At 53.5% G+C, this 11,134-nt stretch carries 11 protein-coding genes, 1 tRNA gene and 1 pseudogene; 11 read left to right on the top strand and 2 right to left on the bottom strand.

The features are described 5' to 3' along the window. Positions 1–95: 95 nt before the first annotated feature. The 7 genes from ABU178_RS03405 to mak are packed head-to-tail and all read left to right on the top strand — an operon-like array spanning position 96 to position 6,673. On the top strand, positions 96–668 hold the full coding sequence (locus ABU178_RS03405; protein ID WP_397211996.1) for an SIS domain-containing protein: 573 nt from the start codon (positions 96–98) through the stop codon (positions 666–668). A gap of 17 nt (positions 669–685) precedes the next feature. Continuing rightward, positions 686–1,159 (top strand): VOC family protein, encoded by a 474-nt coding sequence (locus ABU178_RS03410; protein ID WP_397211998.1) that lies wholly within the window; start codon positions 686–688, stop codon positions 1,157–1,159. A gap of 28 nt (positions 1,160–1,187) precedes the next feature. Beyond that, positions 1,188–2,174 (top strand): autoinducer 2 ABC transporter substrate-binding protein, encoded by a 987-nt coding sequence (locus tag ABU178_RS03415; RefSeq protein ID WP_397212000.1) that lies wholly within the window; start codon positions 1,188–1,190, stop codon positions 2,172–2,174. 49 nt (positions 2,175–2,223) lie between these two features. Beyond that, positions 2,224–3,702 (top strand): sugar ABC transporter ATP-binding protein, encoded by a 1,479-nt coding sequence (locus ABU178_RS03420; protein WP_397212002.1) that lies wholly within the window; start codon positions 2,224–2,226, stop codon positions 3,700–3,702. A gap of 21 nt (positions 3,703–3,723) precedes the next feature. After that, a complete protein-coding gene (locus tag ABU178_RS03425; protein WP_397212004.1) occupies positions 3,724–4,731 on the top strand; it encodes an ABC transporter permease in 1,008 nt (335 codons plus the stop codon). 11 nt (positions 4,732–4,742) lie between these two features. After that, entirely contained in the window at positions 4,743–5,765 is a 1,023-nt protein-coding gene (locus tag ABU178_RS03430) for an ABC transporter permease (RefSeq protein ID WP_397212006.1), read from the top strand. After that, entirely contained in the window at positions 5,762–6,673 is a 912-nt protein-coding gene (gene mak, locus ABU178_RS03435) for a fructokinase (protein ID WP_397212008.1), read from the top strand. Before ABU178_RS03430 ends, mak begins: the two co-directional genes overlap by 4 nt. A 65-nt stretch (positions 6,674–6,738) precedes the next feature. Here mak and ABU178_RS03440 read toward each other — a convergent pair whose 3' ends face one another. After that, entirely contained in the window at positions 6,739–7,629 is an 891-nt protein-coding gene (locus ABU178_RS03440) for an Rpn family recombination-promoting nuclease/putative transposase (RefSeq protein ID WP_397212518.1), read from the bottom strand. A 184-nt stretch (positions 7,630–7,813) separates the two neighbouring features. Further along, positions 7,814–8,326 carry a DUF2501 domain-containing protein gene (locus tag ABU178_RS03445; RefSeq protein WP_397212010.1) on the bottom strand — a complete coding sequence of 171 codons (513 nt, stop codon included), beginning with the start codon at positions 8,324–8,326 and terminating at the stop codon, positions 7,814–7,816. A 618-nt stretch (positions 8,327–8,944) separates the two neighbouring features. Between ABU178_RS03445 and ABU178_RS03450 the strand changes: the two genes are divergently transcribed. The 4 genes and pseudogenes from ABU178_RS03450 to ABU178_RS03465 all read left to right on the top strand — a co-directional run. Then, positions 8,945–9,340: a DUF2382 domain-containing protein gene (locus ABU178_RS03450; RefSeq protein WP_397212012.1), complete on the top strand. Its 396-nt coding sequence runs from the start codon at positions 8,945–8,947 to the stop codon at positions 9,338–9,340. A gap of 26 nt (positions 9,341–9,366) precedes the next feature. Continuing rightward, positions 9,367–10,488 (top strand): YsnF/AvaK domain-containing protein, encoded by a 1,122-nt coding sequence (locus tag ABU178_RS03455; RefSeq protein WP_397212014.1) that lies wholly within the window; start codon positions 9,367–9,369, stop codon positions 10,486–10,488. Positions 10,489–10,744: 256 nt separating this feature from the next. Continuing rightward, a tRNA-Leu gene (locus tag ABU178_RS03460) sits at positions 10,745–10,829 on the top strand. 200 nt (positions 10,830–11,029) lie between these two features. Further along, a pseudogene (locus tag ABU178_RS03465) lies at positions 11,030–11,125 on the top strand (Arm DNA-binding domain-containing protein); the annotation flags it as partial. Positions 11,126–11,134 lie beyond the last annotated feature (9 nt).

The raw sequence follows: 11,134 nt of genomic DNA on the forward strand, positions 1-11,134 counted from the left end.
AAGGTAAGCCTCAGTTATCACACAGTTTACTTTACAAATTTGTAAAAAATAAATCCTGCTCTCTCCCGTCACAGACCCAAACTGAGGAGTTGCACATGTCACAATACCAGGCGCTCGTTGATAAAGTGATTAACGAAAACCGCGACACGCTGATGGCAGTCGATCCACAGCAGATTGAGCAGCTGATGGACGAAATCTGCCAGGCAAAAACTATTCAGCTCTATGCCATGGGGCGTATGCAGCTGTCGGTGCGCGGCTTCGCCATGCGCCTGAAACACATGGGCTTCGACAGCTATGTGGTCTACGACACGACCTCTCCGTATCTCGGCGAAGGCGATCTGCTGATTGTGCACTGTGCGGTAACCAACGTTGAGCTGAACATCATCAAGCTGGCGAAAGAAGCGGGCGCGCGCATTGTGCTGCTGACCGCTCATCCGGAGAACGAACATGGGCAATACGCTGACCTTGCGGTGCGCGTGCCCGGCCAGATTTTCGGCGGCGATCAGGAGATCCCCTCTATTCAGCCGATGTCCACGCTGCTGGAGCAGGCGCTGCTGCTATTCACCGATATCGTCACCATGATGCTGATTGAGAAGCGCCAGATTTCCATGGAGGCGATGAAAGCCAGCCATACCAATCTGGAAGGCTTGCCGCATAAATTTGCTTGATCCGGGAGAGTAAGACCATGAAAGACGGTGACATTATCCAAATCGCTCATCTGGTGTCCGATCTCGACGCCGCCATGCAGCATTACTGGGAAGCGTTCAACATCGGTCCCTGGGATGTCTATACCTACGGTCCGCATAACGTGAACGACTCGCGCTATCGCGGCCAGCCTGCCGAACATGTCTACCAAATCGCCGTCTGCTGGATCAACGGCGTACAAATGGAGCTGATGCAGCCGGTTTCCGGCTACAGCATTTATGACGAATACATCGAGAAGCACGGCTACGGTCTGCATCACATGAAGCTCTACTTTGCCGACTGCGACAAGGCGCTGGAAACCTACAAGGCGCGTGGTTATGAGGTGGTGCAGAGCGGCAATATCGGCGATGACGTCTTTTATTACCTCGATACCGAGGAACGTTTTCAGGGTGCAGTCATTGAGATTGGCAATGCCGGCTCAATTCCCGAACCAGAACGGCGCTACCCCGCCTGAACCTTCCCTGTACTAAGGATATAGCCTGATGAAAACGCGACACTCTTTGACGTTGGCGCTGCTGCTCGGCGTAACCACACTTTGTAGTTCTACCCTCAGCGTGGCGGCCGAACAGTACTCCATGGTCGGCATTCCAAAACTGCGCTCCGCCTGGTTTAACGACTATGAAACCGGCCTGAAAAAAGCGGCGAAGGATTTTGATATCGATGCTTACCAGCAGGCGCCAGCCTCGGCTGACGAAGCGCAGCAGGTGCGCATTATCGAGGACAGCATTACCCAAGGCGCCAACGCGCTGCTGGTGGTGCCCAACAACGCCAGCTCGGTGGAGCCGGTGTTTAACCGCGCGCGCCAGCAGAAAATCGTGGTGATCACCCATGAGTCCGTGAATCAGCCCGGCGCGGATTACGATGTGGAGATGATCGAAAACGATAAGTTTGGTCGCTACATGATGGACGAGTTTGCCAAACACGCCGGCGGCAAAGGGGAGTTTGCTATTTATGTCGGCTCGCTCACCGTACCGGCGCACAACGTCTGGGCGGATGCGGCGATTAAAGAGATGAAAGAGAAGTATCCGGAGATGAAGCTGGTGGCCGATCGCTTCCCGGTCAGCGAGGATCGCAATGCGGCGCGCCAGAAAACCCTCGAACTGCTCTCTACTTATCCCGACCTGAAAGGCGTGCTGGCGTTTGGCAGCCAGGGCGCGCCGGGCGCCGCTCAGGCGCTGCGTGAAAAAGGACTGGTGGGCAAACTCACCGTTATTGGCACTACCTCGCCGAAAGAGAGCGCCGCTTTCCTGAAAGATGGCTCCATTACCGAATCGATTCTCTGGAGTCCGGGCGAAGCCTCCTATGCCATGGCCTATGTCGCGAAAATGGTGCTGGACGGCAAAAAGGATCAGATCAAACAGGGACTGGAAATACCGGGGCTGGGTAAGCCAGCTATCAATGGACAGAACATCATTTTTGATAAGCCGCTGACGGTGACCAAAGAGAATATGGGTCAGTATAACTTTTGACAGCGACTCCCTCCTCCCGCTGGCGGGAGGAGGATAAGAGGAGGGCATTATGCAATTTCTTGCCGTCGATAAGATCACCAAAAAATTTGGCGGCGTCACTGCGCTAAACGACGTCAGCTTTGATATCAATGAAGGTGAAGTCCATGGGCTGGTAGGGGAAAACGGCTGCGGTAAATCGACGCTGATGAAAATTATCGCCGGGGTGCTGGAACGGGATCGCGGCACGCTGACCATCAAAAATCAGCCGATGCAGCGCTATAACGCTATCGAAGCGGTAAGGCAGGGGATCGGCATTATCTATCAGGATCTGTCGCTGTTTCCTAACCTGACGGTGTTGGAAAATATCTATATCAGCCAGATGCTAAATGATAAAACGTCGCTGGTGCGCGCCAGCGCTTATCGCGATAAGGTTGAACGTATTCTCGACCAGCTTGGTATTCGCCTCGATCTCAACGCTACCGTGGATGAATTGCCCATCGCTAAACAGCAACTGGTGGCGATTGCCCGCGCGCTGGTCAATGAATCGAAATTGATTATTCTTGATGAGCCCACCACCGCGCTGACGCGCAGCGAAATCAACAACCTGTTCACCATTCTGCGCCAGCTGAAAAGCCAGGGCATCGCCTTTATTTTTATCAGCCACAAGCTCAATGAGCTGCTGGAGATCGGCGATCGCGTCACCGTGATGCGCGACGGCAAGGTGATCGACTGTAAGCCCACCGGGCAGCTCACCAGCGCGGATATCGAGGCGATGATGCTGGGCTACGCCTTAACCTACGAAACGCGTGCCTCCTGCGCCACCAGCGAGGTGCTGCTCAGCGTACGCAACCTGAGCAAGCGCAACAGCTTCCAGGATATCAGCTTCGACCTGCATAAAGGGGAAGTGTTGGGTATTGCCGGACTGCTCGGCGCCGGGCGCACCGAGCTGGCGATGGCATTGTTTGGCGTGGAACCGGCGCAGAGCGGCGAGGTACGCCTGAACGGGCGGACGGTGCGGCTGAACACCATCAATGATGCGGTAAAGCAGGGCATCGCCTACGTACCGGAAGATCGGCTGGCGCAGGGGCTGGTAATGGAGCAGAGCATCGCCGCCAATGCCGCTATCTGCACCCTCGATCACTATCTTTCGCCGCTGCGCCTGCTGAACGGCAGCAAAATGCGCGCCACCGTAGAAGCACTGCTCAAGGGCATGCAGGTGAAATATGGCAGTCAGGACCAGCCGATTCGGATGCTCTCCGGCGGCAATCAGCAGAAGGTGGTGCTGGCGAAGTGGCTGGCGATGAAGCCACAGGTGTTTATCCTCGACAGCCCGACGGTGGGCATCGACGTGGGCGCAAAAAGCTACATCTACCAGACGGTAAAGGCGAAAGCGGAAGAGGGGATGGGGATCATTTTTATCTCCGACGAGCTGCCTGAACTGCTGGCGAACTGCGATCGCATCATTATGATGCGGCGCGGCAGGTTGGGCAAAAGCTGGCGAAGCGATGAGATCGATAACGATGCACTGCAACATGAACTGGAGCTGTGACGTTCGCCTGAGGAGGCTGCCATGGATTTCATGAAATACCTGAAGGCCAGGGAGACGCTGCTGCTGGTGATGATCGTGGTGCTGTCGATCGTCATTACCAGCATTAACCCCACCTTTATGACCTTCGATAATCTTACCGGCCTGCTGAAGTCCTGGACGGTGCTGGGGATTTTTGCCCTCGGCGTGCTGCTGGTGCTGCTGTCGGGCGGCTTTGACGTCTCTTTTACCGCCATCGCTCAGGTGGTGCAGTACGTGGTGGTGTTCTGGTTTTTGCAGCTGGGACTGGACAATATCTGGCTGGCGATTCTGTGCAGCCTGGTGCTGGGCGCGCTGATGGGGCTGCTGAACGGGGTGATTATTTACTATTTCAAAATCACCGCCATTATCGTCACCATCGCCACCAACAGCCTGTTCTATGGCGCGCTCTATGTGGTAACGCAGGGCGATCTGATCTACGACATTCCCCCCTCGCTGCTGAGCCTGGCGGAGATAAAAATTTTCCCGTTGCAGGCGGCGAATGGCGCCTGGTACGGCCTGAGCCTGATTACCTGCCTGTGGTTCCTGCTGGCGATTTTTCTCCATCTGTTCCTGAAGCATACCGTGCTGGGACGCAGTATTTATGCCGTGGGCGGCAATCCGCTGTCGGCGGAGCGCGTCGGCTTTAATCTGCGGCGCACCACGCTGTTTATCTATACCTTCGTCGGTGCCATCTCCGGCTTTGCCAGCATTATTCAGGTATCGATTGTCCAGACGGTGATCCCGAACTCCATTGTTGGCTCCGAGCTACAGGTGATCGCCGCCGTGGTGCTGGGCGGCGCTTCCGTCACCGGCGGGCGCGGCAGCGTTCCCGGCACGCTGCTTGGCGTGCTGCTGTTTGCCATTCTCAGCAACAGCCTGACGCTGCTGAAAGTTTCTCCTTACTACTACAACGTGTTTACCGGGCTGGTGATCCTGTTCAGCGTGGTGCTTAACGCGCTACAGCTGCTGCGCCAGAAACGCGCGCAGGTAAGGGTGCTGGTGGAACAATGAGGAGCAAAACCATGAAAACCTATACGCCTGCGCGGCTGCGGCTTACCGCGGTAGTGGCAGAGAACCTGTCGCTCTACCTGGTGTTGATCGGCGTGTTTGTGCTGATGTTTGTATTAAACGGCGAGAAGTTTATCCGCAGCCAGAATCTGATCTCGATGGCCTATCAGTTGCCGATCGTTGGCCTGCTGGCGATCGGCATGATGATTTCCATGCTCTCCGGCGGGATTAACCTCTCGATTATCGCCACCGCCAACCTGAACGGCATTATTATCGCCCTGTGTCTGCAACAGTTTTCGGCGCAGGGCATGAAGCTGGCCAGCATTGAACTGGTGCTGCTGGCGGTGCTGCTGGGGTTTCTCACCTGCGTGCTGGTGGGGGTGGTGAACGGGCTGCTGATCTCGCTGCTGAAGATCCCCGATATTCTGGTGACGCTCGGCACCATGACCCTGATCGCCGGGCTGAACGTAGTGTTTACCCGGGGCTACACCCTTTCTGGTTTTCCCGACACTCTGCTGAATATCGGTAACGGCGTCAGCTTTGGCGTGCCCAACGCGCTGCTCCTGTTTATCGTCGCCAGCGTAATCGCCTCCATCATCCTGAACAAAACGCGCTTTGGCTTCAGCCTCTACATGATGGGATCGAACCCCACGGCAGCGCAGTACGCCAACGTCAGTCTGGTGAAGATCACCGTAATGCAGTATATCTTCTCCTCTGCCTTTGCCGCACTCACCTCGCTGGTGATGGTAGGGCAGTTAAATTCGGTAAAGGCCAGCTACGCCGACTCTTATTTGCTGGTAGCGGTACTGGCCGCTTTTCTGGGCAAGGTGAGTCCGTTTGGCGGCTTTGGCCGCGTTTCCGGCGTGGTGCTGGCGGTGATTATTTTGCAGATGATCTCCAGCGGCCTTAACCTGCTGCGCCTCGATCCCTTTACGATCACCGCCACCTGGGGGGCGATCATTATCGGCATCGTGGTGTTTCGCGGGATCTTTTCACAGCTTAAAGCGCATTTTGCCAGCAGGAGGAACGCGTCATGATGATCGGTATCGATTTAGGTGGCACCAAAACTGAGGTCATCGCACTCGATGACCAGGGGAAAGAGCTTTTTCGCCACCGCGTCGGCACGCCTAAAAATGATTACGACGGCACGCTGCGTACCATTGCCGATCTGGTGCTATTGGCCGAGCGGGAGACGGGTCAGCACGGCAGCGTCGGCATCGGCATTCCGGGTACAGTATCAGGACTGACGCAGCGGGTGAAAAACGCTAACTCGGTATGGCTTAACGGCCAGCCGATGCATCAGGATCTGGAGATCCTGCTGGGACGTCCGATCGCGATCGCTAATGATGCTAACTGCCTCGCCATCTCGGAAGCGGCTGACGGCGCAGGCGCAGGCGTGAAAGTGGTGTTTGCGGTGATTATCGGCACCGGCTGCGGCGGCGGCATCGCGGTAAATACCGGCGTCTATAGTGGTGATAACGGCGTATGCGGCGAGTGGGGACATAATCCTTTACCCTGGCCAGATCGGGAGGAGCAGCGTTACGCCGATGAGGTGCCCTGTTACTGCGGCAAGCGCGGCTGTAATGAACTGTTTATTTCCGGCACCGGCTTCGAGATCACCTATAAACGGTTGAGCGGCGAGGCGTTAAAGGGGCATGAGATTATGGCGCTGGCCGATCGCGGCGACGCCACGGCGCAGCAGGCGCTGCATCTTTATGAATCACGCCTGGCGAAGGCGCTGGCAGGCGTGGTGAATATCCTCGATCCCGGCGTTATCGTGCTGGGCGGCGGGATGAGCAACGTCAGCCGTCTCTACCAGACGCTGCCCGCGCTGCTGCCGCAGTGGGTATTCGGCGGGGAATGCAATACGCCGATTCGTCAGGCGATACATGGCGATTCCAGCGGCGTACGCGGCGCGGCCTGGCTGCCGCGCTTACAGCTGTAGCGCCGCCTTAATCATCTGTGCGCCTGCCCGGCGCGCAGAATGTGTTGTCAGCTGAGAGACGTTTTTCAGTGCTGAATTTTTGCCAGTTCTTCTTTTGTCAGTCCGGTGGTTTCCATCACAACGACAGGTTCCACACCTTTGCGCAGCAACGCCTGGGCAATTTCCATTCGGGCGCTCTGCTTACCTTCAAGACGCGCTTTCTGTTCCAGTCTTTCTGCAATAGTCATAAACACCTCTCTGTGTTGCGGCAATCGACGCGCCAGCGTCTGTAAAAAAAGCTCTGGTCGAGCGCTGTCGCCGTTCTGCATTACCCAATGCATTAATGCGTCACGCTGTTCGGACGTATTGTATTCCGCTGACATGAGCTTAACTAGCGGATCCGTTAACTCCGCCAGATCGCGTCTGTGGACATGCTTGAACATCAGCTCCAGTATAGCCATTGCCCGGTGCTGCATAATCACGTCATCTGACATTGCGCCCACGTCGATCAGCGGAAAAGCGTTGCTGTAGAGCTGGCGCGCCAGATCCGGCTCGCTGAACAGATCGAGCCAGTTCAGCGTACAGGGCCAGGGCGAGGCACGGCCATGACAGAACAGCAGCGGGATCACTAGCGGCAGCTGCGTATGCCCTGCGTCCAGATGGCGTTGCATCGCCGCGATGGCATAGCGCATCAGCCGAAAAGCCATATGTTTGTCCGGGCTGCTCTGATGTTCAATCAGGGTATAAACGTAGCTGTCACCCCGCGCGGTTTTCAGCGAGTAAAGCACGTCGGCAAAGTAAGGACGCAGATCTTCCTCAATAAAAGAGCACGACTCCAGCCGGAGCGTATCAAGGTTGCACACCTTAAGCAGTCCGGGCGGCAGATGAAAGGTGAGAAAATCCTGCGCCGTGGCCGTATGGGTCAGAAAGGTTTTAAACAGTCCGTCATGGGGAACGGGCGAAAAGTGAGTCTCCATCATCATCCCTGACGTGAAAATAAGTTGCAGCACCTTACCACAGCAGAAATGAACAAACATTAGTCAGTCCCGTTACCGGTTTTACTCACTAATGCCCCAACGTTAACGTGCCGGGTACGTTGTACACCGGCACGTTAATCGTTATGGATTCTTCAAACAATCCGCAATCATTGCTGCAACCTTATCAGGAGATAAAGTTTTTACCTTGCTTCAGCACCACGTTGCACGCTTTGGTCTTCAGCTTTTCGCCTATCTGAGTATTACCCAGGCTTTGCAGATTAAGCTGCTGGCCGTTGCCGGTGTTCAGCAGACCCGCGATCCCCTGCTGGTAATCGGTTTTCTGATCCTGTGCGGTTTCGCTGCTCAGGCCGAGTTTGCTCAGTACCTGATCTTTCACCGACTGCACATTGTTTTTCACCACGTTATGCTCAACGCAATATTGCATCACGCCCGCCGCATTGGTCATGCTGGTAGAGCTTACCGCTTTGTCGCCGCCGTTCAGCAGGCCGGTCAGCGATGAGAGCGACATCCCGCCGTTCTGCTGCGCGCCGCCCGCCGTGGTACTGTTGTTCTGCTGGCTGAGCTGCGTTGCCGCGCTGTTTAGCTGATCCTGCCAGCTTGCCGCTGATGCGCTACCGGCTACCAGCGCCGCTGCGACTCCCCATCCCCAAATCATGCGTTGTGTCGCTTTATTCATGTCAACCTCGGTTATTACGTACTCGATCATTATCAGCCTTGCTTAAGAGAAGTCTGAGTGGATAAAGTTCCGGTATTGATTTAGCTTAGCGCCTGCTTTGAGATTATTCTGTATCGCTCCGCTACCAGTTCAGGATTTAATTCGGCTTCGTTTGTTTGTTATCTGCAAAATATCAGTGTCTTATCCGACTCGATTAATAAAAAATTTTACTCTGAAACATTATTTAATATTTATTCATTGGGCGGTAAAAACTATTTTTTCTTATCCTGGGAAAAGTAAAGATGCGTGGGGGATTTCTGAACGAATCCCTGGCCGCCGCTGGATTAGGTGGGCATAAATTGAAGTCACTGTATCTTAATAATTGTTGTTTTTTATCAGGGTTTTAGCATTGATTTCTTTCGCGGATAATAAATTATCAACAGCCGAAAATAGCCTGGAGAAGCGCAATGACTTTTTGGTTAAATATTTCCGCTGCGCTTAAAAAATTATTATTTCTGCCTGACAAGCTGTGGTTTTTAGCTACCATTAATCACTGTGTAACGTACTTATGGCGAATATTTATTTCAGCAAGAACGTTGAGAAAAATATTCTATTATTAACCGGGAAACGGGAGAAATTATGGCCGGTCAGCCGGAACACAATACAGCTGCGGAAGAAGTGCTCAAGCTTGCAGAAGAGCAGGTGACGTTGAGTAAGCAGAAGGTTGTGGATGGCCGCGTCACCGTGACCCGATTCACGTCAGAGCATGACGAAGTGATCAATACGCTGCTCAACAAGGAAAAAGTTGAAGTGGAGCATGTGGCAAAAGCGCAGCGCGTGGAGTCAATGCCGGACATTCGGGAAGAAGACGGTGTATTGATTGTCCCGGTCGTAGAAGAAGAAGTTGAAGTAATACGCAAGCTGGTACTTAAGGAAGAGTTGCACATTCGAAAGGTACAAGAGTCCGTGCCTTTTCAGGAGGTGGTAACACGACGTAAACAGCATGTGAAAGTGGAGAAAGACGACGATCGGTAATTAACCAATAAAGAGAGGAATTTATCATGGCACATGAAAAAATCGTAACCCTGTTCGATTCTGCAATGCAGGCTGAAGCCGCGAAAAGAAATCTCACAAAAGCTGGTTTTCCCGATCGGGACATTAGTTTGATTAGTGGTGATCGTTTGCAGTCAGAAGGTAAAGCAATCCGTCATCCAAGCATCTGGCAGCGTCTGTTTGGCGACACGGTAGATAAAGACCAGGCAGATGTTTATAGCAAAGCAATGGATAAAGGCGGTGTGGTACTGACGCTGCGTACCGAGGAAGAGAATCTGGCTAAAGCGATGACCATTCTTCATTCCCATGACTCGGTAGATATGCCAGAAAGGATGAAAAGTTCTCTTACCGATCCGTCAGAGCGCGAACTGATGACGGGTGAAAGAGAGGCGTCCGTAACCAATCGTAATTTTGCCGGTGAAACCGATGACCGTTACGAAGAGCCGGTGCGTACTTCTCTGACCGGTGATGAGACGGAAGATGAGATCTTGCGTCTGGCGGAAGAGCAGATCGAAGTAGGTAAACGTCTGGTAAGCGAAGGTTCGACTCGTGTACGTCGTTATACCGTTACCGATCAGGTTTCCGAAGATGTATCTCTGCATGAGCAGCACGCCGACGTATTCCGTCGCGCCATTGATGAGCCAGCTTATTTGGGCGAAGTCGACTGGACCGAGAAAACCGTTGAGATTGCCGAATCGCATGAGCAGCCGGTAATCAACAAGACGGCACGTGTGAAAGAAGAGGTTGTGGTGCGTACTGATACCAATGAACGCACTGAGACCGTGAATGATACCGTACGTCGTCAGGAAGTGGATATTGACCGAACCACGCCAGAGATGAACGAGCGTGCACTGTCGCCGACCGGCACTAATGCCAATCTCGGCAGAAGCGGTATGAATCAAAATACCCTGAACAGCGGCGTAAATACTTCTGTTAATGATGATGTTACTGCGAAACCGGCAGCAGCAGCCTCAACCACAGGCGTCAACACTACGGGAAATACCACTGCCGCAGCGCAAACGCGTGATGGCAAACCGAGCATGACTGACAAAGTCAGCAATAAAGTCGGTGAAGCGAAAGATAAAGTAGAAGATAAGCTGAAACAGCGTGACTACGACCATACCCACTGATCCCGGGTAAATGAGCGGCTTTGATTCACAACGCCAGGATGGGCCAGCCGAAAGGCTGGCCCTGTTGCGTTTGGGGCAGGGAAGGTTTGGGTTAGGGCGTTAAAGCGCGAGTTACAAGCTGATGAGATTGGTGCATTGCGCTTCCTGAAGTGCTGCCCGCTGGTTTTTTCATCGGTTAGCGCACAAGCCCATCAATTGGGGTTGCGCAGCTTGCCCTTAACGGTATAATCCACAACGTTTTCCGCATCCCTTCCGTGCCGGAGTGGCGAAATCGGTAGACGCAGTTGATTCAAAATCAACCGTAGAAATACGTGCCGGTTCGAGTCCGGCCTTCGGCACCATACGATGCAAATAAGTCGCTTAAGGGCGGCTTTTTTTGTGTCTGAAATCCAGTATCCACAAGTTTTTGCTCCGCTTTTTCACACACCTGACGTTAATCTAAGTTAACCCATATCAACATGCTTATGATTATAGAACCGAGTATATATGCTGGTTCGGTAATGCTTATATACTCATGGTAGCCTATGGAAGGAATACCATCATGTCCCTGACTGATACCAAGGTGCGTTCGGCAAAACCAGAAGAAAAGGAATACTCGTTAGTAGATGGAGATGGCATGTTTTTGTTGATACATCCTAAAAAAGAG

It is taken from the genome of Pantoea osteomyelitidis (genome assembly GCF_044342975.1).
GTDB lineage: Bacteria > Pseudomonadota > Gammaproteobacteria > Enterobacterales > Enterobacteriaceae > Pantoea > Pantoea osteomyelitidis.